Annotated in this window: 25 protein-coding genes and 2 pseudogenes; 15 read left to right on the forward strand and 12 right to left on the reverse strand. The window is 66.2% G+C overall.

The genetic code is table 11. The features are described from left to right. Positions 1 to 49: 49 nt before the first annotated feature. On the forward strand, positions 50 to 1,297 hold the full coding sequence (locus tag AC1Z3W_RS04550) for an aconitase X (RefSeq protein ID WP_483507129.1): 1,248 nt from the start codon (positions 50 to 52) through the stop codon (positions 1,295 to 1,297). Beyond that, a complete protein-coding gene (locus tag AC1Z3W_RS04555) occupies positions 1,290 to 1,739 on the forward strand; it encodes an aconitase X swivel domain-containing protein (RefSeq protein ID WP_057925740.1) in 450 nt (149 codons plus the stop codon). Before AC1Z3W_RS04550 ends, AC1Z3W_RS04555 begins: the two co-directional genes overlap by 8 nt. 20 nt (positions 1,740 to 1,759) lie before the next feature. On the opposite strand, the gene AC1Z3W_RS04560 is transcribed toward AC1Z3W_RS04555, so the two are convergent. The 3 genes from AC1Z3W_RS04560 to AC1Z3W_RS04570 all read right to left on the reverse strand — a co-directional run bounded on the left by AC1Z3W_RS04560 (position 1,760) and on the right by AC1Z3W_RS04570 (position 4,078). Further along, on the reverse strand, positions 1,760 to 2,446 hold the full coding sequence (locus AC1Z3W_RS04560) for a hypothetical protein (RefSeq protein ID WP_242431789.1): 687 nt from the start codon (positions 2,444 to 2,446) through the stop codon (positions 1,760 to 1,762). After that, positions 2,359 to 2,904, reverse strand: a complete 546-nt coding sequence (locus tag AC1Z3W_RS04565) for a hypothetical protein (RefSeq protein ID WP_057925739.1) — start codon at positions 2,902 to 2,904, stop codon at positions 2,359 to 2,361. Before AC1Z3W_RS04565 ends, AC1Z3W_RS04560 begins: the two co-directional genes overlap by 88 nt. A 91-nt stretch (positions 2,905 to 2,995) precedes the next feature. Continuing rightward, complete coding sequence (locus tag AC1Z3W_RS04570; RefSeq protein ID WP_483507130.1) at positions 2,996 to 4,078, reverse strand: AraC family transcriptional regulator; 1,083 nt, start codon at positions 4,076 to 4,078, stop codon at positions 2,996 to 2,998. Positions 4,079 to 4,154: 76 nt separating this feature from the next. Between AC1Z3W_RS04570 and AC1Z3W_RS04575 the strand changes: the two genes are divergently transcribed. Then, positions 4,155 to 6,188, forward strand: a complete 2,034-nt coding sequence (locus tag AC1Z3W_RS04575) for a 2,4-dienoyl-CoA reductase FMN-binding domain-containing protein (RefSeq protein ID WP_483507131.1) — start codon at positions 4,155 to 4,157, stop codon at positions 6,186 to 6,188. Between the two features lie 195 nt (positions 6,189 to 6,383). Here AC1Z3W_RS04575 and AC1Z3W_RS04580 read toward each other — a convergent pair whose 3' ends face one another. Continuing rightward, positions 6,384 to 6,788 carry a DUF2471 family protein gene (locus AC1Z3W_RS04580; RefSeq protein ID WP_057925736.1) on the reverse strand — a complete coding sequence of 135 codons (405 nt, stop codon included), beginning with the start codon at positions 6,786 to 6,788 and terminating at the stop codon, positions 6,384 to 6,386. Between the two features lie 186 nt (positions 6,789 to 6,974). Continuing rightward, the gene (locus AC1Z3W_RS04585) at positions 6,975 to 7,868 is read right to left on the reverse strand and encodes a LysR family transcriptional regulator (protein ID WP_057925735.1); all 894 of its coding nucleotides are present in this window, start codon (positions 7,866 to 7,868) and stop codon (positions 6,975 to 6,977) included. An 86-nt stretch (positions 7,869 to 7,954) separates the two neighbouring features. Here AC1Z3W_RS04585 and AC1Z3W_RS04590 point away from each other — a divergent pair, with 86 nt between their 5' ends. Then, on the forward strand, positions 7,955 to 8,740 hold the full coding sequence (locus AC1Z3W_RS04590) for an NAD(P)H-dependent oxidoreductase (RefSeq protein ID WP_124832496.1): 786 nt from the start codon (positions 7,955 to 7,957) through the stop codon (positions 8,738 to 8,740). Between the two features lie 10 nt (positions 8,741 to 8,750). Here AC1Z3W_RS04590 and AC1Z3W_RS04595 read toward each other — a convergent pair. Then, a pseudogene (locus AC1Z3W_RS04595) lies at positions 8,751 to 9,017 on the reverse strand (type VI secretion system baseplate subunit TssE); the annotation flags it as partial. Between AC1Z3W_RS04595 and AC1Z3W_RS04600 the strand changes: the two are divergent. The 3 genes and pseudogenes from AC1Z3W_RS04600 to tssJ form a co-directional block, all read left to right on the forward strand. Next, a pseudogene (locus AC1Z3W_RS04600) lies at positions 9,013 to 9,417 on the forward strand (type VI secretion system baseplate subunit TssF); the annotation flags it as partial. The pseudogenes AC1Z3W_RS04595 and AC1Z3W_RS04600 overlap by 5 nt on opposite strands. Continuing rightward, positions 9,414 to 10,538 (forward strand): type VI secretion system baseplate subunit TssG, encoded by a 1,125-nt coding sequence (tssG, locus tag AC1Z3W_RS04605; protein WP_124832495.1) that lies wholly within the window; start codon positions 9,414 to 9,416, stop codon positions 10,536 to 10,538. The pseudogene AC1Z3W_RS04600 and the gene tssG, both read left to right, overlap by 4 nt. A 13-nt stretch (positions 10,539 to 10,551) precedes the next feature. Continuing rightward, positions 10,552 to 11,070 (forward strand): type VI secretion system lipoprotein TssJ, encoded by a 519-nt coding sequence (gene tssJ, locus AC1Z3W_RS04610; RefSeq protein WP_124832494.1) that lies wholly within the window; start codon positions 10,552 to 10,554, stop codon positions 11,068 to 11,070. A gap of 108 nt (positions 11,071 to 11,178) precedes the next feature. Here tssJ and catC read toward each other — a convergent pair whose 3' ends face one another. The 3 genes from catC to AC1Z3W_RS04625 are packed head-to-tail and all read right to left on the reverse strand — an operon-like array spanning position 11,179 to position 13,584. Then, the gene (catC, locus tag AC1Z3W_RS04615) at positions 11,179 to 11,469 is read right to left on the reverse strand and encodes a muconolactone Delta-isomerase (protein ID WP_059237400.1); all 291 of its coding nucleotides are present in this window, start codon (positions 11,467 to 11,469) and stop codon (positions 11,179 to 11,181) included. A 43-nt stretch (positions 11,470 to 11,512) separates the two neighbouring features. Continuing rightward, a complete protein-coding gene (gene catA, locus AC1Z3W_RS04620) occupies positions 11,513 to 12,415 on the reverse strand; it encodes a catechol 1,2-dioxygenase (protein WP_124832493.1) in 903 nt (300 codons plus the stop codon). A gap of 35 nt (positions 12,416 to 12,450) precedes the next feature. After that, positions 12,451 to 13,584 (reverse strand): muconate/chloromuconate family cycloisomerase, encoded by a 1,134-nt coding sequence (locus tag AC1Z3W_RS04625; RefSeq protein WP_483507132.1) that lies wholly within the window; start codon positions 13,582 to 13,584, stop codon positions 12,451 to 12,453. Between the two features lie 91 nt (positions 13,585 to 13,675). Between AC1Z3W_RS04625 and AC1Z3W_RS04630 the strand changes: the two genes are divergently transcribed. Further along, positions 13,676 to 14,566: a LysR family transcriptional regulator gene (locus tag AC1Z3W_RS04630; RefSeq protein ID WP_057924109.1), complete on the forward strand. Its 891-nt coding sequence runs from the start codon at positions 13,676 to 13,678 to the stop codon at positions 14,564 to 14,566. A 79-nt stretch (positions 14,567 to 14,645) separates the two neighbouring features. Here AC1Z3W_RS04630 and andR read toward each other — a convergent pair whose 3' ends face one another. After that, a complete protein-coding gene (gene andR, locus AC1Z3W_RS04635; protein ID WP_124832491.1) occupies positions 14,646 to 15,602 on the reverse strand; it encodes an anthranilate 1,2-dioxygenase regulatory protein AndR in 957 nt (318 codons plus the stop codon). A gap of 210 nt (positions 15,603 to 15,812) precedes the next feature. Here andR and andAc point away from each other — a divergent pair, with 210 nt between their 5' ends. The 5 genes from andAc to AC1Z3W_RS04660 all read left to right on the forward strand — a co-directional run bounded on the left by andAc (position 15,813) and on the right by AC1Z3W_RS04660 (position 20,607). Further along, the gene (gene andAc / locus AC1Z3W_RS04640; protein ID WP_124832490.1) at positions 15,813 to 17,084 is read left to right on the forward strand and encodes an anthranilate 1,2-dioxygenase large subunit AndAc; all 1,272 of its coding nucleotides are present in this window, start codon (positions 15,813 to 15,815) and stop codon (positions 17,082 to 17,084) included. A 14-nt stretch (positions 17,085 to 17,098) separates the two neighbouring features. Continuing rightward, on the forward strand, positions 17,099 to 17,587 hold the full coding sequence (gene andAd / locus AC1Z3W_RS04645) for an anthranilate 1,2-dioxygenase small subunit AndAd (RefSeq protein ID WP_057924106.1): 489 nt from the start codon (positions 17,099 to 17,101) through the stop codon (positions 17,585 to 17,587). Between the two features lie 20 nt (positions 17,588 to 17,607). Further along, complete coding sequence (andAb, locus tag AC1Z3W_RS04650) at positions 17,608 to 17,934, forward strand: anthranilate 1,2-dioxygenase ferredoxin subunit AndAb (RefSeq protein ID WP_057924105.1); 327 nt, start codon at positions 17,608 to 17,610, stop codon at positions 17,932 to 17,934. Beyond that, positions 17,924 to 19,144, forward strand: a complete 1,221-nt coding sequence (gene andAa, locus AC1Z3W_RS04655; protein ID WP_483507133.1) for an anthranilate 1,2-dioxygenase system ferredoxin--NAD(+) reductase — start codon at positions 17,924 to 17,926, stop codon at positions 19,142 to 19,144. The genes andAb and andAa overlap by 11 nt, the downstream gene beginning before the upstream one ends. Before the next feature lie 176 nt (positions 19,145 to 19,320). Then, positions 19,321 to 20,607 (forward strand): DUF445 domain-containing protein, encoded by a 1,287-nt coding sequence (locus AC1Z3W_RS04660; protein ID WP_483507134.1) that lies wholly within the window; start codon positions 19,321 to 19,323, stop codon positions 20,605 to 20,607. A 52-nt stretch (positions 20,608 to 20,659) separates the two neighbouring features. Here AC1Z3W_RS04660 and AC1Z3W_RS04665 read toward each other — a convergent pair whose 3' ends face one another. Together AC1Z3W_RS04665 and AC1Z3W_RS04670 are read right to left on the reverse strand one after the other, a co-directional pair. After that, positions 20,660 to 20,959, reverse strand: coding sequence for an addiction module antidote protein (locus AC1Z3W_RS04665; RefSeq protein WP_483507135.1), 300 nt, complete (start codon positions 20,957 to 20,959; stop codon positions 20,660 to 20,662). A gap of 3 nt (positions 20,960 to 20,962) precedes the next feature. Then, on the reverse strand, positions 20,963 to 21,301 hold the full coding sequence (locus AC1Z3W_RS04670) for a type II toxin-antitoxin system RelE/ParE family toxin (protein ID WP_057924101.1): 339 nt from the start codon (positions 21,299 to 21,301) through the stop codon (positions 20,963 to 20,965). A 358-nt stretch (positions 21,302 to 21,659) separates the two neighbouring features. Between AC1Z3W_RS04670 and AC1Z3W_RS04675 the strand changes: the two genes are divergently transcribed. Continuing rightward, entirely contained in the window at positions 21,660 to 23,300 is a 1,641-nt protein-coding gene (locus tag AC1Z3W_RS04675) for an acetolactate synthase large subunit (protein ID WP_057924100.1), read from the forward strand. Between the two features lie 28 nt (positions 23,301 to 23,328). Continuing rightward, positions 23,329 to 24,762, forward strand: a complete 1,434-nt coding sequence (locus AC1Z3W_RS04680) for an aldehyde dehydrogenase family protein (protein WP_483507136.1) — start codon at positions 23,329 to 23,331, stop codon at positions 24,760 to 24,762. The last annotated feature ends 187 nt before the right edge of the window (positions 24,763 to 24,949 follow it).

Below are 24,949 nucleotides of genomic sequence, written 5' to 3' on the forward strand. Positions count from 1 at the left end.
ATGACGAAAGCGATCCGGATCCACCGGACGAGACACGAGGAGCACCCCCATGCTGCAGTTGAGCGAGCGTGACGACGCGATGTTGCGCGGCGCATTCGGCGACGGCGTCGCGCGCGCGATGCGGATCGTCGCGCGCACGGCCGAGGTCATGTCGGCGCCGCACTTGATCGACATCACGTCCGCGCATATCGACGGTTGTCTTTACCACGGCCGGACGAGCCTCGACTTCGTCGAGTATTTCGTCGATACCGGCGCGCAAGTCGCGGTGCCGACCACCCTGAACGTCGGGTCGCTCGACCTGATCCATCCCGAGCTGTATCACGGCGACCGCACGATCCAGCGCGACGCGCAGCGCCTGATGGATGCGCACCTGCAACTCGGCTGCGAATCGAGCTTCACGTGCGCGCCGTATCAGCTGAAGCATCGTCCGCGCGTCGGCGAGCAGATCGCGTGGGCCGAATCCAATGCGATCGTGTTCGCGAATTCGGTGCTCGGTGCGCGCACCAGCCGCTACGGCGACTTTCTCGACCTGGCCGCCGCGATTACCGGACGCGCGCCGTATGCGGGCCTGCACGTCGAATCGAATCGCGCGGCGCGGATCGTGTTCAACGCGCCGGACTTCGGCAACCGGTCGTCGCGCGACATCTATTTCGCGGCGCTCGGGTTGCTGATCGGCAGGATCGCGGGCGCGATCGTGCCGGCGATCGTCGGATTGCCCGTCGACACCACCGAAGACGAACTCAAGGCGCTCGGCGCGGCCGCCGCATCGAGCGGGGCCGTCGCGCTGTTTCATGCGGTGGGCGTCACGCCCGAGGCGCCGACGCTCGATGCCGCATTGCACGGGCAGGCGGCGCAGCGAACGGTCGAGGTCGCGATGGCCGATCTCGACGAGATCCGCCGCACGCTGAATCATGGCGCGGCCGGCGATGCGCTCGTCGCGGTCGCACTCGGCACGCCGCATTTCTCGCTGGCCGAATTCCGCACGCTCGACGCGCTGCTCGATCAGTTCGACGGCAAGCCGACGTGCGATTTCTACGTGAACACGAGCCGCTTCATTCTGTGGGAGCTGGGCGAGCTCGGGCTCGCGGACAAGTTCGACGCGCGCGGCATCCAGATCGTCGTCGACACCTGCACGTACATCACGCCGGTGATGAAACAGCTGTCGGGCCTGGTGATGACGAACTCGGGGAAGTGGGCGTCGTATGCGCCCGCGAACATTGGCGTCACGGTGGCGTACGGCAGCATGCGCGAGTGCGTGCGCTCCGCGTTCGAAGGAAGGGTGCGATTCGATGACTGAAGCAACGATCGGGAAACTGACGGGCGACACGCTCGTGCAGGGCAGCGTGTGCGCGAACACGATCGTGCTCGACAAGCCGCTCAGCTTCTGGGGCGGCTACGACTCGGGCGCGGGGCGGATCGTCGATCGCGGGCATCCGCAGGCCGGCGCGAGCCTGGCCGGCCGGATCATGGTGATGCCGCACGCGAAGGGTTCGAGCTCGAGCAGCAGCGTGCTCGCGGAAGCAGTGCGCAACGGCACGGGGCCGATCGGGATCGTGCTGAAGGAGCGGGACCTGATCATCTCGATCGGTGCGATCGTGGCTGCCGAACTGTATGGGATTGCGGTGCCGGTGGTGTGCGTGACGGACGACGTGTATGACGCGATCGTCGCCGCGACCGGCGAGGTGCGGATCGAGGCGGGCGGCGGGGACGGTGGCGCGCGGATTGACGTCGGCGGCTGAAGCGTCTCGCCCATGCCGGCTCAGATGAAGCGGATGCGCGGCGTATCCTCCGGCGCGAGCGAGAGCGCGTTCCTGGCGGCATTCATCTCGCGTTTGCCGCCCGGTTGCTTGAGCCGTCGAATTTCGGGCCACACGATCAGACCGAACACCGAGCGCAGGATCGTACTCGCCACGAAGAAGCCGATCACGGCTGCACCGAACCACGCAAATATGTCGAGCATGCCGTCGGTACTGCGTTGCACGGCGGACAGGATGCCGGTGACGAGCGTCAGGCAGATCAGCGCGCCGATCGTCACGGCTACATCGGTTCGGGCGCCGGCGACCCGCGCGGGGCGAACGAGATACACCGAGCCGTCGGTGACGTTGCGGATTCCGTAGATTGCCAGGCTATCGAGGCCTTCGGCATAGGCGACATTCAGCTGATCGCCCGCGACGAGGAAGAGGTTGCGCGTCCCGCTTGTCCTGAGCGTAAGCGGCGCGTCGAACGCGTCGAGCCGAAGAGCGATCTCCTCGATGCTTTGCGTGGTCCAGCCGAGGTTATTGCTCCAGACCTTCGTATTGATCGTTTTCTGGCTGACCGACATGACGCTGCCGGACGCAATCCGCATGGAGCGATCGGTCATGCGTTGCTCCGTTCGATCGTGAAACGGGACGGCTGGCATTGCCACTGTTCCCTGGCTTCGCGCCGCTGCGGCCGGAACACCCATTCGGACAGGCCGGCAATCGCGAGCAGCGTGCCCAGCATGCTGATGATGCTCGCGAACACGGTCAGTGCGAGGACGAGCGCCCAGCCCGATTTGAACGCGGCGCCGCCGATCAACAGGCTCAGGATGAACACGCACGACGCCCAGGTGAGCAGCGACAGGTTGCGGTCTTTCTGGGCGAATGCATCGTAGGGCGCGATCGCCAGATCGTGGCTTCTGATCCATGCGATCCGGCGACGGCCGCGGTCGTCGAAGACGCATGCGCGTACGGCCATGCCGGGCTTCAACCGATCCACCTGCTTGAACGCTTCGGCGTCGACGTCGCCGGCCGCGATGAAGTAGCAAACATCCTGCATCGTCAGGCGATAAAGCGGCACCTGCTTGATGTCGGTCTTGACGCGGATGAGGTTCGTATCGATACGGTCGATCCTCGCGTCGATCAGCGTGGTGTGATTGCGCATGATTGGAAGAGGGCGTCAGCCGACATCGCGTTGGTGTGGCATTCATCATACCGATGAATGCGCGGGCGAGCGCATCTCCCGCGTTTCCGCATCATTCGCGCGCCGTTCCCGCCGCTGCTTCCCGATACGCACTCGGCGTTTGCCCGGCCCAGCGCCGGAACGCCCGCGTGAAATTCGCCGGGTCGGTGAATTGCAGCCGCTCGGCGATCGTCTTCAGGTCGAGGTCCGATGCAGCGAGCAACTGCTTCGCGTCGCGAAACCGCGCTTCGTCGAGCAGTTGCCGATAGCTCGACCCGGCGTCCTCGAGCCGGCGCCGCAACGTGCGCGTCGACACGAGCAGTGCGTCGGCGAGCGCCTCCGGGCTCGAATAGTCGCCGGCCGTGCGCGCCAGTTCGGCACGCACGCGCTCGACGAGATCGCCTTCCTCCTGGCGCACCTGCGCATACTCGCGCTCGACCTGCACGAGCGCCTGCCGATGCGCGACTTCGTCGGCGAGCGGCAGCGGCCAGTCGAGCACGTCGCGTGCGATCCACAGCGCATTCGCCGGGCAGCCGAATTCGACCGGCGGCAACTGGTCGCGGTAACGCGCGAAATAATCGGGCTCCGGCCACGTGAAGCGCAGCGCAATCGGCGGCGACGCGCGTCCGGACCATTGCGAGACGTTCTGCGCGAGCCCGGTCAACACGAACTCGAACATCACGTGATGCTGCAGCACGGCGCTTGCCTGCACGCCGTGCAGTTCGAGCGTCGCGCCACGTTCGTCCTCCGCGTAGATCAGCCGATATTGACGGTTGCGCATCCGGAAGTAGCGCTGCGTGACGACCAGCGCGTCGCGGATGTCCCGCGCGGTCAGCGTCGCATAGCCGAGGAAGCCGTGCACGGTCGGCTTCAGCAGCAGGCCGAACGCGAGGCCGATGCCCGGGTCGCCGCCGATCTCGATCGCGTTGAGCACGAGCCGGCCCCATTGCGACGGCGCGACGCGCGCGTCCGGTTCGGCCAACACCGCGTCGCGCAGCCCGGTGCCCGCGCGCACCGCGGCCAGATCGACGCCGCGTGCGGCCAGCGCCTGCAGCAGCAGGCGCGTATAGGCGACCGGAATCGTCGGCCGGCGTAGCCCGAGGCGGTCCTTGCGTGGCGGGGAGGTCATGTCGTTTTGGCCGGAAATGACAAGCATTATGGCTGTTTGCCCCCTCACGTTCAAGGCGGCGCGCGGCCTACGATGGCATTCATCGCTCAACCGCGGAACGATCATGACGACCCCCTTTCCCCACCTGCTCGCACCGCTCGACCTCGGCTTCACCACGCTGAAGAATCGCGTGCTGATGGGTTCGATGCACACGGGCCTCGAAGACAGCCGCAAGACGCTGCCGCGGCTCGCCGACTATTTCGCCGAACGCGCGCGCGGCGGCGTCGGCCTGATCGTGACCGGCGGCTTCGCGCCGAACGTGGCCGGCTGGACCAAGCCGTTCGGCGGCACGCTGATGACGTCGGCCGGCGCGCGGCGGCATCGCGTGGTCACCGACGCCGTGCATGCGGACGATGGCAAGATCGCGCTGCAGATCCTGCATACCGGCCGCTACGGCTACCACCCGTTCGCGGTCGCGCCGTCGAAGATCAAGTCGCCCATTTCTCCGTTCGCGCCGCATGAACTCGGCGCGCGCGGCGTCGAGCGTCAGATCCGCGCGTTCGTCCGCTGCGCGCAGCTCGCGCGCGAGGCCGGCTACGACGGCGTCGAGATCATGGGCTCCGAGGGCTACCTGATCAACCAGTTCATCTCGATGCATACGAACAAGCGCACCGACCAGTGGGGCGGTTCATACGAGAACCGGATCCGCCTGCCGATCGAGATCGTCGAGCGCACGCGCGACGCGGTCGGGCGCGATTTCATCCTGATCTACCGGCTGTCGATGCTCGACCTGATTCCGGACGGCAGCGACTGGAGCGAGACCGTGCAGCTCGCGAAGGCCGTCGAGCGCGCGGGCGCAACCATCATCAACACGGGGATCGGCTGGCACGAGGCGCGCGTGCCGACGATCGCGACGTCGGTGCCGCGCGGCGCGTTCGCGTGGGTGACGAAGAAAATGAAGGGCGAGGTCGGTATCCCGCTCGTGACGACCAACCGGATCAACCGGCCCGAAGTGGCCGAGCAGATTCTCGCGGACGGCTGCGCGGACATGGTGTCGATGGCGCGCCCGCTGCTCGCGGATGCCGAGTTCGTCGTCAAGGCCGCACAGGGCCGCGCCGACGAGATCAACACCTGCATCGGCTGCAACCAGGCGTGCCTCGACCACGCGTTCAAGAACCAGATCGCGTCGTGCCTGCTGAACCCGCGTGCCTGCCACGAGACGGAGCTGGTCTACACGCGCGTGCAGCAGCCGAAGCGCATCGCGGTCGTGGGTGCGGGCCCGGCCGGGCTCGCGTGCTCGACCGTGCTCGCGCAGCGCGGCCACCACGTCGACCTGTTCGACGCGGCGCCGGAGATCGGCGGCCAGTTCAACATGGCGAAGCGGATTCCGGGCAAGGAGGAGTTCGACGAAGCGCTGCGTTACTTCGGCCGCCAGGTCGAGCTGACCGGCGTGAACCTGCACCTGAACCGCCGCGTCGACGCGAGCGACCTGATCGCGGGCGGCTACGACGAGATCGTGCTCGCGACCGGCGTGGCGCCGCGCGACCCGAAGATTCCCGGGCAGGACGGGCCGAACGTGCTCAGCTATATCGACGTGCTCGCCGGCAGGCAGCCGGTTGGCCGGCGTGTCGCGGTGGTCGGCGCGGGCGGCATCGGCTTCGATGTCGCCGAGTATCTGGTGCAGGACGGCGAGTCGCCGACGCTCGATCTGGAAGAATGGAAAGCGGAGTGGGGCGTGACCGATCCGGCCGCGACGCGCGGCGGCGTGACGCGCGCGCGGGTCGCGGCGCCGGTGCGCGAAGTGACGCTGCTGCAGCGCAAGGCCGCGCCGCTCGGCAAGGGGCTCGGCAAGACGACCGGCTGGATTCACCGCGCGACGCTGAAGATGAAGCAGGTGAAGATGATCGGCGGCGTGAACTACGAATCGATCGACGCGCGCGGGTTGCACGTGTCGTACGGCGAGCAGCGTACCGATCACGAACTGATCGAAGCCGACACGATCGTGCTGTGCACGGGGCAGGAACCGCAGCGCGCGCTGCTTGCGCCGCTTCAGGCGGCCGGACGCTCGGTGCATCTGATCGGCGGCGCGGAACTGGCGGCCGAACTCGATGCGAAGCGTGCGATCGATCAGGGCTCGCGGCTTGCCGCTCGGCTGTAACGGGCAGGCGTTCCGGGTTTCGAGACGGCGTGCGTCGCGCGGCAGCGCGCTGCGTGCGCGACGGCTCCCGACTTTCCGGCCGATGTGTTGCGGCATCCCGCAACACGCCGGTTGCGTGGACCGGATGTACCGCGGCGCCATGCAACATGGCGACGCGATTCCGGCAGACCGCCATCTGCCACCGGCACGCGTGCCTTAGGCCGCTTCGGCCCGCTCTTCCTCTTCCGCTTCCAGCATTGCCTTGACGATCAGGTAGACGGCCGGCAGGTCGTCGTCGTCGCGGCGCCAGTCGACCGGCTCCTCGACGTCCGCGGCGACCAGCCGGCTGTCGCGCAGGCGGATGAACGCGTCGACGACCGTCGGATCGTTGCGGCTCAGGAAACCGGTATTCGAGAACGCGAGTTCCTCGACGTTCAGCAGCGCCTGCCAGCTCATCGTGCGGACGGCGGCCGGATGAGTGCGGCGCCGCAGGCCGAGCGCGCGTTGCGCAGGGCCGCCGACGACACGCTGAAGATCGACGACCGCCCGCTGCGCGGCACGCTCGAAGTGGACGGGGTTGAAGCCGGGTTGCTCGGGATCGAATGCGGATGACTGGAACATGGTCGCCTCACAGAAGTCCGTCCGTCATGGGTGACGGAATTCGGGTCAAATGGTGCAAAAGCACTGTAAATATATACAGTGTTCGAGGCGGTTTCAAGTGCTGAATGCACGTGTGTTCGTCGCAACCGGTTCGAGCGCGGCGGTGAGGGTGGTCGAAGCGTGCGTCGAGTCGTTCCCGCGCGCGGCTTACACCGACGCGGCGATCGTCTCCCGCAGCCATCGATGCGCCGGATCGCGATGCACGCGTTCGTGCCACAGCATCGACATCTCGTAGCCGGGGACCTCGACGGGCGCCTCCACGACGCGCAACGCGGGCGTATTGCGCACCAGCCGCTCGGGCAGCATTGCCACGAGGTCGGTGGCGGCGACGGCCGACATCACGAACAGGAAATGCGGAACCGACAGCACGACACGCCGCGCGGCGCCCGCTTTCGCGAGCGCTTCGTCCGTCACGCCGAAGAAGCCGCCGCCGTCGGGCGACACGATCACGTGTTCCAGCGCGCCGAACTGCGCGAGCGTAGGGCGTCGCTTCAGTTTCGGATGACCGGCGCGGCCGACGAGCACGTATCGCTCGACGAACAGCGGCAGGCGCCGCATTCCTTCCGGCGAGCCGTCGGTCGTATGGAAAGCCAGGTCGATGCCGTTTCGCTCCGCATCCTGCTCGATGCGCGGCGGCGCGAGTTCGACGACGGCGAGCCGCGTAGCGGGGGCGGCCGAACGCAGCGCGTTCAGTGCAGGCAGGACGATCGTCGATTCGCCATAGTCGGTCGCGGCCACGCGCCATGTGTTCGTCGCGGTTGCCGGATCGAACGGCGTGGCCGTCAGCACCGCGCGTTCGATCGCATCGAGCGCGTCCCGCAGCGGCTCGCGCAGCGTTTCCGCGCGCGCGGTCGGCCGCATCCCGCGCGGCCCCGGCAGCAGCAGCGGATCGCCGAACAGCTCGCGCAATTTCTGCAATTGCACGCTGACCGACGGCTGCGACATGTTCAGCTTTTCAGCCGCCCGCGTGACGTTGTGCTCGGCGAGCAGCACGTCCAGCGTGACCAGCAGGTTCAGGTCCAGCCGTCTGAGATTGTTCATGACTATACCTGGGATATCTAGAATTCATTTCCAATATACCTTTGGCGACGGCATCCTGCAGTCATTCAATCAACGGAGCAATGAACATGAACGTGCTGATCGTCTATGCCCATCCCGAGCCGCGCTCGTTGAACGGCGCGTTGCGGGACTTCGCGGTCGAGCATCTCGAAGCGGCCGGCCACGCCGTGCAGGTGACCGATCTGTATGCGATGAACTGGAAGGCCGCGTTCGACGCGCACGACGTGACGGACGGTGCGCCCGACGCACGCTTCGATCCCGCGCTCGATTCGAAGCGTGCATTCGAGACGGGCACGCAGCGCGACGACATCGTGCGCGAACAGGCCAAGCTGAAGTGGGCCGATGCAGTGATCCTGCAGTTCCCGCTGTGGTGGTTCTCGATGCCGGCGATCATGAAGGGCTGGGTCGAGCGCGTGTATGCGTACGGTTTCGCGTACGGCGTGGGCGAGCATTCCGACCAGCATTGGGGCGACCGTTACGGCGAAGGCTCGCTTGCGGGCAAGCGTGCGATGGTGATCGTCACGACCGGCGGCTGGGAGTCGCACTACAGTGCGCGCGGCATCAACGGGCCGATAGACGACGTGCTGTTCCCGATCCAGCACGGGATCCTGTATTACCCGGGGTTCGACGTGCTGCCGCCGTTCGTGATCTACCGGACGGGGCGGATGAACGACGTGCGTTTCGACGAAACGCGTGCGGCACTCGGCAAGCGTCTCGACGAACTGTGGACCGCTCAACCGATTCCGTTCCGGCGGCAGAATGCGGGAGACTACGAGATTCCGGCGCTGACGTTGAAGGCGGGAATCGCGCCCGAGAAGGTGGGGTTTGCGGCGCATCTGGCGCACGGGCAGTGACGGTGTGCGATCACGACCAGTCGATGCGACGTTCGACGCGCAGGCGCCCCGGCGGTTCGAAGTAGGTGCCGAAGCGCACAAGCCCGGCGTTCTTCAGGTGGCATGTCATCTCGAAGCTGACCAGGATTCCGGGATCGCGGTTGTCGACGATTCCGATGTCGATCGAACGAATGCGCGGCTCGTATTTCAGCAGCGTGGCTTCCATCTGCTGCTTGAGCAAATGCGCCGACGCGGGCAATGCCTTGTAGATGTTCGTGAGGTCGGGCAACCCGTATCCGCCGACGGAAGATCGTTTCCAGTGGCGCGTGCTGTCGCATCTCGCGCCGAATTTCCTGTCGATGATGAACGCAGAGGTGTTGCGTGGCGCTTTGGCGCTGTACGACTGGACGAACGAGGAACTGAACCGGAGGCGGCTTGCCGGCATCCTGCATGTATCGCAGGAATTGATCGAGGAAGTGTCGGGCGGGGCGGTCGAGCGTGGCGTGCTGATCGAGGTCACGCTCGATGCGCATGCGTTCTCGGGCGAGGGCGACGTGATGCTGTTCGGCGAGCTGCTGCATCGGTTCTTCGGCGCATATGCGGAGATCAATCTGTTCACGAAGCTGGCGATCGTCAGCCTGCCGTCCCGGTCGCGGACGGCGTGGCCGCGCAGCAAGGCACAGCGGGCACCGTTATGAGCGCGTCGATGGGTCGGATGAGTGCTGAAGCAGGCGAGTCGAAGGAGTTGCCGACCGTGGCGGTGAGGCTGTTCGAGCGGGCGCCGAAGATGACTTTCATGCAGTTCTGTCGTCTTCTGGAGGCGTGCATGCCTGAACGTCCCGGGTTTGGCACGCGCGACACGCTGGAACACGAGCCGGTGCGGTTCCGGCCGCGTCCGCGGTTGGGGTTTCCGGCCGGTGAGGTGGCCGCAGTCGAATTCGACGACGAGCATATCGATGTGCCGCCGACCGTGCGCACGACCTTCATGGGTCTCTATGGCGTCGATGCAGCCATGCCGTCGCACCTGATCGACGAGATCGTGTTGCGAGAGGAAGGGCATGAGGCGGTCGAGGCGTTTCTCGATCCGTTCAACCACCGGGCGGCGACGCTGCTGTATCGCGCATGGAAGAAGTACCGCTATCCGGAGCGCTTTCGGGCCGGCGGCGTCGACGATTATTCGCAGAGCCTGTTGTGTCTGGCGGGATTTGGATGGGGCGACAAGCCTTTGCGGGCGGGCTTGCCGGATTCGCGGATGCTCGCGTTGCTAGGGCTGCTGATTCAGCGTACGCGCACGTCGGAAGGGCTGGCCGGCGTGGTGGCACTCGCCGCGCCGGGGGCCGATGTTCGTGTCGACGAGTTCTGGGCGGTGACGACGAGTAGCGGTCGACCGAAACCGTTGACGTCGGCGAAGCCGGATGAGGATGTGCTGTCGGACGGGAAGCGCAAAGGGCTCGGTGGCGGGTATGTGCTCGGCAGGCGTCTTGCGTATCGCAGCCGGGCGGTGCGTTTGACGTTGCGACCTGCCGATGCGAAGCAGGCCCAGGATCTGTTACCGGGCGGATGGTTGCATCGAGAGGTGATGGCATTTATCCAGCTGTATGTCGGCATCAAGGCCGACGTGCATTTGCGGATGAACGTGTCGACACGGTTCGTGCCACCCCCGACCGTCGGCGTTGAACGTGCGGCTCCCGCGCCGCGTCTCGGCTGGACGACGGTGTTGCCGTCAGTCGATGAACGCCTGATCGACATCGCGCTCGGTGTGTACGAGGCGTTTCCCATGGCGCAACCCAACCCGCAATTCGCGCCGCGCACAATCTGATTCCGGAGTCTTCATGTTCTATCGAATGAGTGCGGCGACTGCTGCCGCCGTATTGCTGCTGTCGGGGTGTGGTGCTTGGCAGTCGGTATCGGATGCGTCGTCGAATGCATACCGCGCAGTGTTCTTCAAGCAGGTCAAGGTGCTTGATGTCGACCTGACCGCACGCGCGGCGCTGAACCCGGACGACGCGGGACGATCGGCGTCGGTTGTCGTTCGCGTCTACCAGTTGAAGGATCGCAAGATGTTCGATGCGGCATCGTACGACGATCTGTTGAAGAGCGATCGGACTGTGCTGGCCCAGGATATGCAAGCCGACATGTCGACGGTTGTGAACCCCGGGGCTTCTTCCAGCTTGTCGCAACCGCTGCAGCGCGAGACGGAGTATGTGGCGGTCGTTGCGTTGTATCGCGTTCCCGGCGTCGCCGGAGACTGGAAAAGAGTCGTCGAGAAAAAGAAGCTCGATCCGGATAAGCCGCTACGTATTGGATTGATGTCGAATGGACTTCAGATGACGGGAGACATCCCCAAGTGAGTGCGGCCACGTCAGCTTCTCGCGAAAGCCGAGGCGGGAAATGGCGGGAAATGGCGGGGAAGCGGCGACCCATGCGCCGGATAACCGGCAGCACGGGTCGCACGGAAATCACCGATCGTCGTCCCGAATGGAAGAAGGATGCCGACACAGCGCCCGCACCTCCATCTCCATATACGGAAACAACGGCAGCTGACTCAACAGGTCATGCAGCTGCTGCACGCTTTCGACATCGAAGATACTGACGTTCGCATACTGCCCCGCGATCCGCCACAGATGTCGCCAGACGCCTTCGTTCATCAGCCGCTGGCACATCGCCTTTTCTTCGGCCTTCAGCGTGGCCGCCTTGACCGGATCCATGTCCGCCGGCAGACGGACGGTCATCTCCACATGAAACAGCATTCTGCACTCCTTGCGTTGTCGATTCGTCGAACGGGACGGCCGCTCAGGCCCGCGCACGCGCCCGCTCGACTTCGCTCGCCGGCACGTCCTGCTTGTCCTCGAGCAGCGAGAAATCGAAGTCGATCAGCGCGAACTGCCCGTCGACGCCATACGGCTTGCCTTCCGCGCCCTCGGCCTGCTTGACCTTCGGGATCAGCCCTTCGCGGGTCGCGAATGCGAAGTCGTCCCAGATGTGCGGATCGCCTTCGATGTTGATCTGCGTCGTCAGCTTACGATATCCGTCCGCCGAAACGAAGAAGTGGATGTGCGCCGGACGATGGCCGTGGCGGCCGAGCTGGTCGAGCAACTGCTCGGTCTTGCTGCCCGGCGGCACGCTGTAGCCGACCGGCAGCACGCTGCGAAAGCTGTAGCGGCCCTCGGCATCGGTGCGGATCGAGCGGCGCAGGTTGAACGCGGGTTGCGACTGATCGAAGTACGAGTAGCAGCCGAGATGGTTCGCGTGCCATACCTCGACGAGCGCATTCGCGATCGGCGCGCCGTCCTGGCCGAGCACCTGGCCGCGCATGATCAGCGTCTGGCCCGGATCGGTGCCGTCGTCGAGACGCGCATGGCCGACCGATTCCGGTGCGCCCGCGACATACAGCGGCCCTTCGATCGTGCGCGGCGTGCCGCCCTGGAAGCCGGCCTTCTCCTCGGCCTCGTCCATCCGCACGTCGAGGAAGCGCTCGAGGCCGAGGCCTGCGGCGATCAGCCCGAATTCGCGGCCGGCTTCGTTCAGGTAGTTGAGCGCGGTCCAGAACTCGCTCGGCTGCACGTCGAAATCCTCGATCGTGTAGCAGAGGTCCTTCACGATCCGGTTGACGATCGCGCGCACGCGCGGGTTGCCGGGCTTTTCCGCGGCGTCGTCGAAGGTCTTCAGCAGGGCGTCGATGGCTTGCTTGTTCATCTGTGTCTCCGGTTTCGGTTGTCGTGTCGTGTGGGTCAGCGGGCGTCGCGTCGCATCCGTTCGATGCGGGCCCAGTCGAAGGTGATGCCGAGGCCGGGCGCAGCCGGCAGGTGCAGCTTGAAATCCTGGTAACGCAGCGGCTCGACGAGAATCTCCTCGGTGAGCAGCAGCGGGCCGAACAGCTCGGTGCCCCATTTCAGCGAGCCGAACGTGCTGAACAGCTGCGCGGACGCCATCGTGCCGGCCGCGCCTTCGAGCATCGTGCCGCCGTACAGGTCGATGCCGGCAGCCGATGCGATCGATGCGACGCTCGCCGCGCCGAGCAGGCCGCCCGATTGCGCGATCTTCACCGCGAACACGTCGGCCGCGCGGTCCTGCGCGAGGGCGAACGCATCGACGGGGCCGTTCAGCGCTTCGTCGGCCATGATCGGAATCCGCGCGAGCTGCGTGAGGCGTTTCAGCCCCGCGCGATTGGTCGCCGCGATCGGTTGTTCGACGAGGCTCACGCCGGCGTCCGCGAGTCGTGCGCCGGCCCGGATCGCATCGGTTTCGGTCCATGCCTGGTTCACGTCGACGCGCACGTCGCCGCGCTCGCCGAGCGCGCGCTTGATCGCGATCACGTGCGCGACGTCGTCGTCGACGGCGTTCGATCCGATCTTCAGCTTGAAGGCGCGATGGCGACGCGCTTCCAGCATCGCCTCGGCTTCCGCGATGTCGCGCTGCGTGTCGCCGCTCGCGAGCGTCCATGCAACGTCGACCGCATCGGTCGTTCGGCCGCCGAACAGCTCGGACAGCGGCACGCCGAGGCGGCGCGCCTGCGCGTCGAACAGCGCGGTTTCGATCGCGCACTTCGCGAACCGGTTGCCCTGGAACAGCTTGCGGGCACGTGCCATCGCGGCGCCCGGACGCGTCGCATCCATGCCTTGCAGCAGCGGCGCGAAGTAGGTGTCGATGTTGACCTTGATGCTCTCGGGGCTCTCCTCGCCATACGCGAGACCGCCGATCGTGGACGCTTCGCCGACCCCTTCAATACCGTCCGTGCATCGAACACGGACCAGCACGAGGGTCTGGCAATTCATCGTGGCGACCGACAGTTTGTGGGGCCTGATCGTCGGCACGTCGACGAGCAGCGTCTCGATGCGTTCGATGGTGGCGGCAGTTGCTATCATGCGATTCCTCCTGTTGGTGCACATGGTAGGAATTCCCGCCCGGCGTCGTCCAACACTCTTTCCGACTACTTCCATACCTTTGAGGCATGAAATGGAATTGCGCCAGCTCCGGTACTTCATCGCCGTCGCGGAAGAAATGAACATCACGCGAGCGGCGGAGCGGCTGCACATGACGCAGCCGCCGCTGAGCCGCCAGCTCCAGGCGGTCGAGGACGAGGTCGGGTTGGCGCTGTTCGAGCGCGGCGCGCGGCCGTTGAAGCTGACCGACGCGGGCCGCGTGTTCTATGCGCAGGCGAAGCGCGTCGTCGACCAGGCCGACGAGCTCGGCCCGCTGACGCGGCGGCTCGCGCAACTGTCGAAGCGGATCGTGATCGGCTTCGTGCCGTCGACGCTCTATGGCGCGCTGCCGGACGTGATCCGCGCGTTTCGCGAGGCGCAGCCGGACGTCGAGCTGTCGCTGATCGAAATGTTCACGCTCGAACAGCTCGGTGCGCTCAAGGGCGGGCGGATCGACGTAGGATTCGGCCGCCTGCGTTTCGACGACGACCAGCTCGTGCGCGAGGCGCTGATCGAGGAAAAGCTGATCGCGGCGCTGCCGGTCGGGCATCCGCTCGCGGATCCGGACCGGCCGCTGACGCTCGCGGACATCGCGAACGAGACGCTGATCGTCTATCCGAGCACGCCGCGGCCGAGCTTCGCGGACCAGCAGCTGTCCGCACTGCGCGACGGCGCGCTCGTGCCGGCGGCCGTGCACGAGGTGCGGGAATTGCAGACGGCGCTCGGGCTCGTTGCCGCGCAGGTGGGCGTGTCGCTGGTGCCGGAAAGCGTGGAGGGCGTGCGCGTGAAGGGCGTCGTCTACCGGCGGCTGCCGGAACCCACGGCGACATCGCCGATCATCATGAGTCGCCGGCTGCACGGCGAAAGCGCCGCGACGACCGCGTTCTGTGCGATCGCGCGGGAGATGATCGTGCCGGCGGTGTAAGGGCGGGATCGTTTGCGTATCAATTGCAACTAACGGTCAGTTTTGGCGCATCAAGCCGAATCAGCCCGCCGGCCCCCGCCTACCGCTTGCCGTCGAGCGTCTCCGACGGTGATTCGCCGAACTTTTCCCGATACGCGATCGCGAAGCGCCCGAGGTGCGTGAACCCGCAATCGAGTGCGATATCGGCGATCCGTCGCTCGGACACCGACCCGCGCAGCAACTCCCGCGCATGTTCGAGCCGCGTCGCGCGCAGGTATTGCATCGGGCTCATCCCGCGGAACTGCAGGAAGGCGTCGCGCAGCGTCCGCTCCGGCACGTTGGCGGCCTGGACGATATCGGCGAGCTGCAGCGGCTGCGCGTAGTGTGCGTTGACGAACTCCTGCGCGCGCCGCACGAAGCCGGGCGCCGGATCGTGGCGTGTGCTCAGTACCGACGGCGGGTGGCCTTCGATCAGCAGGTCGATCAGCAGGTGCTCGAGCTGCGACGCGACGCGCGGGTTGGCGTTCGCGCGTTCGAGCAGCTCGGGCGAGCGGGCGACGAGCATCAACTGCTGGCGCCACGCGGCGAGCGCGGCGTCGCTGATGTGCAGCACAGGGTCGAGCGTCGCGCGCGGGTCGCCGGTCAGCGAGCCGACGGTGGCCGCGTCGATGCGCAGCACGAACTGCTCGCAGTCGGCGGACAGCACCGCGTCGAAGCGCTCGCCGGGCGCGCACAGCACGCCCGTCTGCCCGTCGACGCCGAGCCGGCGTCCCATCGCGTGGACTTCTGCCTGCCCGGACAGGCAGAACATCAGCAGGTAATACCCGTCGACGGCGTCGACCTGCACGCGCATCGCGTCGCCGAATGCAATGGTGCCGATGCCGAGCCCGCCGAGCCGCACGAAATCCATGTGCGATGCGCCTTGCACGCGGCCGCTCGGCAGCAGCGCGTGCGGCTGCATCACGCGCGAGATTCGCTCGCGCGTCTCGTCGAGATCGCGGGATTCGAACAGCCGGTGCGCGCGCAGCGCATGCGGCTCGAACGACGTTGGGGACATGGGCATCGGCCTTGGTGTGGACGCGCGCTTCGATCCGACGAATGGGTCGCGATCGTGCGCGGGGTCGCGTGTGTCGCCATGCTAGCGCAGAAATCCGCCGAAAGTGGATATTGCGCCGCCGCAATCGCACTTTCCGGATAGACGCCGAATATTAGCTTTTCAAAAATCATCTCCATGCAATCAACGAAATGGAACCACAAGGAGTCCGACATGGAGCAGACAGAATCGCCCGTCGTATTCGCCACGCGTGACGACGCGTCAGATGTGCGTTTTCCGCACGACGACGGCTCGCGCGTACCGTACAAGGTGTTCAGTTCGCGCGCGGTCTACGATCGCGAGCAGGAACGCATTTTCCGCGGGCCGACATGGAACTTCGTCGCGCTGGAAGCGGAAATCCCGAACGCCGGCGACTTCAAGAGCACGTTCGTCGGCGACACGCCGGTGGTCGTCACGCGCACCGAGGACGGCACGCTGTCCGCGTGGGTGAACCGCTGCGCGCACCGCGGCGCACAAGTCTGCCGCAAGTCGCGCGGCAACGCGAGTTCGCACACGTGCGTGTACCACCAGTGGAGCTTCGACAACGAGGGCAACCTGCTCGGCGTGCCGTTCCGGCGCGGCCAGAAGGGGATGACCGGGATGCCGGCCGACTTCGACCCGAAGCAGCACGGGCTGCGCAAGCTGCGCGTCGACAGTTATCGCGGGCTCGTGTTCGCCACCTTCAGCGATGAAGTGATGCCGCTGCCGGATTATCTCGGCGAGCAGATGCGGCCGTGGATCGACCGGATCTTCCACAAGCCGATCGAGTATCTCGGCTGCACGCGCCAGTATTCGAAGTCGAACTGGAAGCTGTACATGGAGAACGTGAAGGATCCGTATCACGCGAGCATGCTGCACCTGTTCCATACGACCTTCAACATCTTCCGCGTCGGGATGAAGGCGCGCTCGATTCCGGATGCGAACCACGGGCTGCACAGCATCATCACGGTGACGAAGACGGGTGACGACACGTCGGCTGCGTACAAGCAGCAGAACATCCGCTCGTTCGACGAGGGCTTCCATCTGGAAGACGAGTCGATCCTCGATCTCGTGTCGGAATACGACGAGGACTGCACGAACCATATCCAGCCGATCTTCCCGCAGCTCGTGATCCAGCAGATCCACAACACGCTGGTCGCGCGGCAGATCCTGCCGAAGGGCCCGGACAACTTCGAGCTGATCTTCCACTTCTTCGGCTACGCGGACGACACGCCCGAACTGCGCGCGCTGCGCATCAAGCAGGCGAACCTGGTCGGGCCGGCCGGCTACATCTCGATGGAAGACACCGAGGCGACCGAACTCGTGCAGCGCGGCACGGTGCGCGACGCCGATGCGACGTCGGTGATCGAGATGTCGCGCGGCAATCCGGACCAGCAGGACACGGTGATCACCGAAAGCCTGATCCGCAAGTTCTGGGTCGGCTACCAGAAGCTGATGGGCTATTGAAGCGGGAGCGCGGAATGATGGAAAACCTGACGGAAGACATGAAGACGTGGTTCGAGATTTACATGCTCCAGAACCGCTACATCGGCCACCTCGACAACGACCGGCTCGAACACTGGCCGGAGATGTTCACCGAGGACTGCACGTACGAGATCGTGCCGAAGGAGAACGCGGATCTCGGGCTGCCGGTCGGAATCGTCCACTGCACGAACCAGCGGATGCTGCGCGACCGCGTGGTATCGCTGCGGCACGCGAACATCTTCGAAGAGCACACGTACCGGCACATGACGTCGGGTCTCACGATCGTCGCGCAGCGCGACGGCGAGATCGACACCGAGAGCAACTACGTGGTCGTGCAGACGCGCAGCAACGGCGAATCGAACGTGTACCAGGCCGGCAAGTACTACGACACGGTCGTGCGCACGCCGGAGGGGCTGCGCTACAAGACCAAGCGCGTGATCTACGACACGTCGCGCGTGCAGACGCTGCTCGCGACGCCGATCTGATACGGAAGCAAGGAACCGACATGACCGAAGCAACGCTGGCCGAGTGGCATCCGCTCGGCGCATTCGACGAATTCTCCGAAGACGAACCGGTGGCGCGCGTCGCCGGCCAGAAGCCGATCGCGGTGTTCCGGATCGGCGACGAACTGTTCGCGATGCACGACCTCTGTTCGCATGGCCACGCACGCCTGTCCGAAGGCTATGTGGAAGACGGCTGCGTCGAGTGCCCGCTGCATCAGGGGTTGATCGACATTCGCACGGGTGCGCCGAAGTGCGCGCCGATTACCGAGCCGGTGCGGACTTATCCGATCCGGATCGTCGACGGGCAGGTGGAAGTCAATGTCGACTGACCCGTTCGTGATCGTCGGCGCCGGCCACGCAGCGCGGCGCACGGCCGAGGCGTTGCGCGCGGGTAACGCCGATGCGCGCATCGTGATGATCGGCGCGGAGCGCGAGCTGCCGTACGACCGGCCCGCGCTGTCGAAGGACGCGCTGCTGAGCGACGGCGGTGAGCAGCGCGCGTTCGTGCGCGATGCCGCATGGTACGACGCGCAGCGCATCGAGCTGCGGCTCGGCACGCGGGTCGATGCGATCGAACGCGATGCGCAGCGTGTGCGGCTCGACGACGGCGCGACATTGCCGTACGCACGGCTCGTGCTCGCGACGGGGTCGCGGGTGCGTGCATTCGGCGGTCCGGTCGACGAAGGCGTGGTTCCGCACTACGTGCGCACCGTGGCCGATGCGCGAGCGTTGCGGGCGCGGCTCGCGCCGGGGCGTCGCGTGGCGGTGCTCGGCGGCGGCTTCATCGGTCTGGAAGTGGCGGCTGCGGCGCGCCAGGTCGGCTGCGACGTGACGGTGATCGACCCGGCGGCGCGTTTGCTGCAGCGTGCGCTGCCGGAAGTCGTCGGCGCCCATGCGCGGCAACTGCATGACGCGCGCGGCGTGAACTTTCAGATGACGACGCTGCCGCGCGCGATTCGCCGTGCTCCGGGCGGTGGCGCGATCGTCGAGACCGATCGCGGCGACGTGCCGGCCGATATCGTCGTGGTCGGGATCGGCGTCGTACCCAACGTCGAACTCGCGCAGGCAGCCGGCCTCGAGGTCGACAACGGGATCCGTGTCGATGCGGGTTGCCGCACGGCCGATCGCGCGATCTTCGCGGCGGGCGAGGTGACGATGCACTTCAATCCGCTGCTCGGGCGTCACGTGCGGATCGAGTCGTGGCAGGTCGCGGAAAACCAGCCGGCCGTCGCGGCCGCGAACCTGCTCGGCGCGGACGAAACCTATGCCGAACTGCCGTGGCTGTGGTCCGATCAGTACGACTGCAACCTGCAGATGCTCGGGCTGTTCGGCAGCGAGCGGGCGACCGTCGTGCGCGGCGATCCGGCGGGCGGGCCGTTCACGGTGTTCGGGCTGGACGACGACGGGAAGATCGTGGCGGTGGCCGCGGTGAACCTCGGGCGCGACATCGGTGCGTCGCGGCGGCTGATCGCGGCGGGGGCTGTACCCGATCCGGTGAAACTCGCCGATCCGGCGGTGAACCTGAAGACGTTCCTCTGACGCAGCGCGCGAACGCGGCCCGCGTGGCCGTGTTCGCGCCGGCGCCTGGCGGCGAATGGCCGGAAGTGGAAGCAACCCCGTGCCGCGCGACATTCCCGGCTCGCGCAATGCGTGCGGGTTTGTCGCGGGCAGGCGTTCGGTGCATATTAGCGGCATTGCCGTTTCACCGGTCGCCCATGACGCCAGACAAAGCCCTCGAACTGAAGCGCAGCAAGCGCCGCGCGCTATGGCTGCTGCTGGCCGCCGTCGCGGTGTTCGTCACGACGATCCTGCTGCCGCGCGGCCCGTGGGTCGATGGTTTCAAGGCGGTGGCCGAGGCCGCGATGGTCGGCGCGCTTGCCGACTGGTTCGCGGTCGTCGCGCTGTTCCGACGCGTGCCGATTTCGTTCGTGTCGCGCCATACCGAGATCATCCCGAAGAGCAAGGACAAGATCGCCGACAACCTCGCGGTGTTCGTGCGCGAGAAATTCCTCGGCCCCGACGCGCTCGCCGCGCAGATTCGCCAGCACGACCCTGCGCAGAAGCTCGGTGCATGGCTCGGCGAACCGGCGAACACCGACGCGCTCGGCGGCTACGTGACGAAGCTGATGAGCTTCGCGCTCGACATGACCGACGATGCGCGGATCCAGTCGTTCGTCCACGATGCGTTCCGCGCGGTGATCGACCGGATCGACCTGTCGCAATCGGCCGGCGCGATCCTCGACACGCTGACGAAGGACGGCCGGCACCAGACGCTGCTCGACGATGCGATCGAGCAGGTGGTCGACGTGCTCGACAAGGAGGAGAACCGCGAGGTGATCGCCGGCTTCATCGTCGAATGGCTGAAGACGCAATATCCGAAGGTCGAGAAGATCATGCCGACGCAGTGGTTCGGCGAGAACGGTGCGCGCATGCTGGCGAGCGCGGTGAGCCGCGTGCTCGAGGGCGTGGCGGCCGATCCCGAACACGAGCTGCGGCAGCGCTTCGACCGCACGGTCGTGCGGCTGACCGAACGATTGAAGCATGATCCGGCATTCATCGCGAAGGGCGACGAGATCAAGCGCTACATCCGCGACGGCGACGCGTTCAACGACTATGTGCGCGATCTGTGGGGCCAGTTGCGTGCGTGGCTGAAGGCCGATCTCGCGCGCCCGGATTCGGCGCTGCACCGGCAGGCCGCGACGCTCGGCGGCTGGCTTGGCGCGCGGCTCTCGGAAAGCCCGGCACTGCGCGCGTCGCTGAACGAGCATATCGAGAGGGCCGTGCACGAGATGGCGCCGGATTTCGCGGATTTCCTGATGCGTCACATTCGCGACACGGTGCGCAACTGGGATGCGCGCGACATGTCGCGGCAGATCGAGCTGAACATCGGCAAGGACCTGCAGTACATCCGCATCAACGGCACGCTGGTCGGCGGGCTGATCGGGCTCGGGCTGTATCTGGTGTCGCTGGTGCCGCGCTGGGCGGGCGGATGGCTGCATTGACGCGGCCGCGGCCCTCGCGCGGATGGCGGGTGCGCCGCCGCGCGCCGCCGAATTACGCGTGCGCCTTCGCGCCGTGCAGTTGCAGGCCGAGCGCCTTGATCACTTTCAGGATCGTGGCGAAGCTCGGATTGCCGTCGTGCGACAACGCCTTGTACAGCCCTTCGCGCGACAGGCCCGCGTCGCGCGCGACCTGCGACATGCCGCGCGCGCGGGCGATCATCCCGAGCGCATGTGCGATGAAGGTCGGGTCGTCGCCGGCTTCCTGCAGACAGGCCTCGAAGTAGTCGGCCATGTCGTCGTCGGTTTTCAGGTGTTCGGCCGAATCCCATGGCCGGGTCTTGATCTTGTCCATCGGTCACTCCAGGTCGAGCCGCTCGAGCATCGCGTGCGCGGCGCGGATGTCCGCCTGTTGCGTCGACTTGTCGCCGCCGCAGAGCAGGATCACCCATATCGTTGCGCGCCTGACGTAATAGACGCGATAGCCGGGCCCGTGGTCGATACGCATTTCGACGACGGGGGAGCCGGCGGATTTCCAGTCGCCCGGATTGCCCATCGACAGGCGGTCGATGCGCGCCTGGATGCGCCGCCGGGCGACGCGATCCGGCAGGCCGGCAAACCACGCGTCGAAGACGTCGGTGGTCCGGATACTGTACGTAGGCGCACTGTAGGGCACGGATTGCAGTATGTCAACCATGGTTCACAGATTCGATGAGTGGCATTCGGTAGCCGCCACAGTAGGGCCGCGCGCGCCGTTTGACGTTGAATTGGCCGTCAGGCCGATCCTGTCGCGAGGCCGGGCCCGGCCATTCGGTCGAACTCGGGATCGCGCGAATCCGTCTACAATCAAAAACGTCCTTGCCGTCCGCGCGCGCTTGCCGCGCGTGGGCGGATCCGTTTGTCCTCCTGCATCAGGGGGCACCGCCACGCATCGCGTGGCGGGCAGTGCCGTGGTCAGTGTCCAGTAGGTAAAGCGTCCGCGTGCCGTAGGCCGGCGCGCGTTCTGAACGTCGCGCGCTCGTAAGCCGGGCAGGCGGCATCAACCGAGAGTCCCCATGAAAGCATCGGATCTGTTCGTGAAGGCGCTGGAAGCCGAAGGCGTCGAGTATGTGTTCGGCATTCCCGGCGAGGAAAACCTCGATCTGCTCGAATCGCTGCGGCGATCGAAGATCAAGCTCGTGCTGACCCGGCATGAGCAGGCGGCCGGGTTCATGGCCGCCACCTACGGCCGCCTGACGGGCCGAACCGGCGTGTGTCTCGCGACGCTCGGGCCGGGCGCGACCAACTTCGTGACGGCCGCCGCGTATGCGCAGCTCGGCGGCATGCCGATGCTGATGATCACCGGGCAGAAGCCGATCAAGTCCAGCAAGCAGGGCCACTTCCAGATCGTCGACGTCGTCGACATGATGCAGCCGCTCACGAAGTTCACGCGGCAGATCGTGTCGATCGGCAACATCCCGTCGGCGGTGCGCGAGGCGTTTCGCCGCGCGGAAGAAGAGCGCCCGGGCGCCGCGCACCTCGAGTTGCCGGAGGACATCGCGCACGAGGAGGGCGACGGCAAGCCGATCCCGCGCAGCTACAGCCGGCGGCCGGTGGCCGAGGAGAAGGCGGTCGCGCATGCGATCGACGCGATCCAGGCCGCGCGTCATCCGCTGCTGATGATCGGTGCGGGTGGCAACCGCAAGACGACCTGCAAGATGCTGCTCGAATTCGTCGACAAGACGGGCATCCCGTTCTTCACGACGCAGATGGGCAAGGGCGTGATCGACGAGACGCATCCGCTGTGGCTCGGCAACGCGACGCTGTCCGACGGCGACTTCGTGCACCGTGCGATCGAGCATGCCGACTGCATCATCAACGTCGGGCACGACGTGATCGAGAAGCCGCCGTTCTTCATGCGCGCGGACGACAAGACCGTGATCCACGTGAACTTCCTCGGCGCGCAGGTCGATCCCGTCTATTTCCCTCAGATCGAGGTGGTCGGCGACATCGCGAACGCGGTGTGGCAGATGAAGGAAGCGGTGACGCCGCAGCCGCACTGGGATTTCGAGCGCTTCGCGATGATCAAGGAGCATTTCGACGCGCATCTGCAGAAGGGCCAGCACGACCCGCGCTTCCCGATGTATCCGGTGCGGATCGTGAACGACCTGTACAACGCGCTGCCGGTCGACGGGATCGTCTGTCTCGACAACGGGATGTACAAGATCTGGTTCGCGCGCTACTGGCGTGCCCACGAACCGAACTCGCTGCTGCTCGACAACGCGCTCGCGTCGATGGGCGCGGGCCTGCCGTCGGCGATCGCGACGAAGATCGTGCATCCGCAGCGCAAGGTGATCGCCGTGTGCGGCGACGGCGGCTTCATGATGAATTCTCAGGAACTCGAAACGGCGGTGCGGCTGAAGCTCGACATCGTCGTGATGATCCTGCGCGACGATGCGTTCGGGATGATCCGCTGGAAGCAGGAGAACATGAATTTCCCCGATTTCGCGATGACGCTGAAGAATCCCGATTTCGTGTCGTATGCGCAGAGCTACGGTGCGCACGGGCATCGCGTCGAATCGGCCGACGATCTCGAGCCGCTGCTGCGCGACTGCTTCGCGACGCCGGGCGTGCACGTGATCGACGTGCCGATCGACTATTCGGACAACGAGCGCGTGCTCAACCGCGAAATCAAGCGCCTGTCGGCGCAACTCTGAATCCGCAGTTCCCCGGAAGGAGCGTTCCATGTTGAAGGATACCTATCCGTACTACCTGGCCAACGAAGCCGTCTACGCGAACACCGATCTCGACGTGACCGACAAGTTCACCGGCAAGGTCGCCACGCGCGTCGCGCTCGCCGACGCGAAGGCGATCGATGCGGCCATCGGCGCGGCGGTCGACGCGGCGAAGCCGATGCGCGAGTTGCCGGCCTACAAGCGGCAGGCGGTGCTCGACCACTGCGTCGCGCGCTTTCGCGAGCGTTTCGACGAGCTGGCCGAGGCGCTGTGCATCGAGGCCGGCAAACCGATCAACGATTCGAAGGGCGAAGTGACGCGGTTGATCGATACGTTCCGCGTCGCGTCCGAGGAGTCGGTGCGCATCGACGGCGAAGTGATCAACCTCGAGATCTCGGCGCGCGCGCAAGGCTATACCGGCTATACGCGGCGCGTGCCGATAGGCCCGTGCTCGTTCATCTCGCCGTTCAACTTCCCGCTGAACCTCGCCGCGCACAAGGTCGCGCCCGCGCTGGCCGCGGGCTGTCCGTTCGTGCTGAAGCCCGCGAGCCGCACGCCGATCGGCGCGCTGATCATCGGCGAGGTGCTCGCGGAAACCGACCTGCCGAAGGGCGCGTTCTCGGTGCTGCCCGCGCATCGCGACGGCGCCGATCTGTTCACGACCGACGAGCGCTTCAAGCTGCTGTCGTTCACGGGCTCGCCAGCCGTGGGCTGGGCGCTGAAGGAGAAGGCCGGCAAGAAGAAGGTCGTGCTGGAGCTCGGCGGCAACGCGGCGGCGATCGTCGACGCGGATCAGCGCGACCAGCTCGACTACGTGGTCGATCGTCTCGCGTTCGGCGCGTATTACCAGTCCGGCCAGAGCTGTATCGGCGTGCAGCGGATCCTCGTGCATGCGGATCTGTACGACGCGCTGCGCGACAAGCTGATCGCGAAGACGCGGTCGCTGAAGATGGGTGATCCGAAGGATCCGTCGACATTCGTCGGCCCGATGATCTCCGAATCCGAATCGCGCCGGTTGTCCGGCTGGATGGATGCGGCCGTCGCGGCGGGCGCGAAGATCGTTGCGGGCGGCAAGGTCGACGGCGCGATGTTCGAGGCGACGCTGCTGGAAAACGTCGGCCGCGAGCAGGACCTGTACCGCAAGGAGGCATTCGGCCCGGTCGCGATCCTCGAGAAGTTCGACCGCTTCGACGACGCGCTCGCGCGCGTGAACGACAGCGACTTCGGGCTGCAGGCCGGCGTGTTCACCGATTCGCTCGCGCATGCGCAGCGTGCGTGGGACGAGCTGGAGGTGGGCGGCGTTGTGATCAACGACGTGCCGTCGTTCCGCGTCGACAACATGCCGTACGGCGGCGTGAAGGATTCGGGGCTCGGCCGCGAAGGGATCCGCTACGCGATCGAGGACATGACCGAGCCGCGGCTGATGGTCGTGCGGCGCCGCTAGCGCGATCTCAGGCGGCATGATGGCACGCGGGCGGGCGATCGCGCCGGCCCGCGTGCCGTTTTCGTTTCGGCGCACGCCGACGGGCACGGCGACTTCCCGCCGTGCGCGATCGAGGCGAAACCGTGCGCCGCGCCTGCCGAACGCGCTCGACTGCAAGCGTCGCATCGTGATGTAATCGCGCGAAATG

Source organism: Burkholderia sp. 10_S31 (genome assembly GCF_056930375.1).

What these genes read in the sequence shown, in the direction of transcription:
- AC1Z3W_RS04550 (WP_483507129.1), top strand. Translation starts at nt 50, where the DNA reads ATGCTGCAGTTGAGCGAGCGTGACGACGCGATGTTGCGCGGCGCATTC.
- AC1Z3W_RS04555 (WP_057925740.1), top strand. Translation starts at nt 1,290, where the DNA reads ATGACTGAAGCAACGATCGGGAAACTGACGGGCGACACGCTCGTGCAG.
- AC1Z3W_RS04560 (WP_242431789.1), bottom strand. Translation starts at nt 2,446, where the DNA reads ATGGGTGTTCCGGCCGCAGCGGCGCGAAGCCAGGGAACAGTGGCAATG.
- AC1Z3W_RS04565 (WP_057925739.1), bottom strand. Translation starts at nt 2,904, where the DNA reads ATGCGCAATCACACCACGCTGATCGACGCGAGGATCGACCGTATCGAT.
- AC1Z3W_RS04570 (WP_483507130.1), bottom strand. Translation starts at nt 4,078, where the DNA reads ATGCTTGTCATTTCCGGCCAAAACGACATGACCTCCCCGCCACGCAAG.
- AC1Z3W_RS04575 (WP_483507131.1), top strand. Translation starts at nt 4,155, where the DNA reads ATGACGACCCCCTTTCCCCACCTGCTCGCACCGCTCGACCTCGGCTTC.
- AC1Z3W_RS04580 (WP_057925736.1), bottom strand. Translation starts at nt 6,788, where the DNA reads ATGTTCCAGTCATCCGCATTCGATCCCGAGCAACCCGGCTTCAACCCC.
- AC1Z3W_RS04585 (WP_057925735.1), bottom strand. Translation starts at nt 7,868, where the DNA reads ATGAACAATCTCAGACGGCTGGACCTGAACCTGCTGGTCACGCTGGAC.
- AC1Z3W_RS04590 (WP_124832496.1), top strand. Translation starts at nt 7,955, where the DNA reads ATGAACGTGCTGATCGTCTATGCCCATCCCGAGCCGCGCTCGTTGAAC.
- tssG (WP_124832495.1), top strand. Translation starts at nt 9,414, where the DNA reads ATGAGCGCGTCGATGGGTCGGATGAGTGCTGAAGCAGGCGAGTCGAAG.
- tssJ (WP_124832494.1), top strand. Translation starts at nt 10,552, where the DNA reads ATGTTCTATCGAATGAGTGCGGCGACTGCTGCCGCCGTATTGCTGCTG.
- catC (WP_059237400.1), bottom strand. Translation starts at nt 11,469, where the DNA reads ATGCTGTTTCATGTGGAGATGACCGTCCGTCTGCCGGCGGACATGGAT.
- catA (WP_124832493.1), bottom strand. Translation starts at nt 12,415, where the DNA reads ATGAACAAGCAAGCCATCGACGCCCTGCTGAAGACCTTCGACGACGCC.
- AC1Z3W_RS04625 (WP_483507132.1), bottom strand. Translation starts at nt 13,584, where the DNA reads ATGATAGCAACTGCCGCCACCATCGAACGCATCGAGACGCTGCTCGTC.
- AC1Z3W_RS04630 (WP_057924109.1), top strand. Translation starts at nt 13,676, where the DNA reads ATGGAATTGCGCCAGCTCCGGTACTTCATCGCCGTCGCGGAAGAAATG.
- andR (WP_124832491.1), bottom strand. Translation starts at nt 15,602, where the DNA reads ATGTCCCCAACGTCGTTCGAGCCGCATGCGCTGCGCGCGCACCGGCTG.
- andAc (WP_124832490.1), top strand. Translation starts at nt 15,813, where the DNA reads ATGGAGCAGACAGAATCGCCCGTCGTATTCGCCACGCGTGACGACGCG.
- andAd (WP_057924106.1), top strand. Translation starts at nt 17,099, where the DNA reads ATGATGGAAAACCTGACGGAAGACATGAAGACGTGGTTCGAGATTTAC.
- andAb (WP_057924105.1), top strand. Translation starts at nt 17,608, where the DNA reads ATGACCGAAGCAACGCTGGCCGAGTGGCATCCGCTCGGCGCATTCGAC.
- andAa (WP_483507133.1), top strand. Translation starts at nt 17,924, where the DNA reads ATGTCGACTGACCCGTTCGTGATCGTCGGCGCCGGCCACGCAGCGCGG.
- AC1Z3W_RS04660 (WP_483507134.1), top strand. Translation starts at nt 19,321, where the DNA reads ATGACGCCAGACAAAGCCCTCGAACTGAAGCGCAGCAAGCGCCGCGCG.
- AC1Z3W_RS04665 (WP_483507135.1), bottom strand. Translation starts at nt 20,959, where the DNA reads ATGGACAAGATCAAGACCCGGCCATGGGATTCGGCCGAACACCTGAAA.
- AC1Z3W_RS04670 (WP_057924101.1), bottom strand. Translation starts at nt 21,301, where the DNA reads ATGGTTGACATACTGCAATCCGTGCCCTACAGTGCGCCTACGTACAGT.
- AC1Z3W_RS04675 (WP_057924100.1), top strand. Translation starts at nt 21,660, where the DNA reads ATGAAAGCATCGGATCTGTTCGTGAAGGCGCTGGAAGCCGAAGGCGTC.
- AC1Z3W_RS04680 (WP_483507136.1), top strand. Translation starts at nt 23,329, where the DNA reads ATGTTGAAGGATACCTATCCGTACTACCTGGCCAACGAAGCCGTCTAC.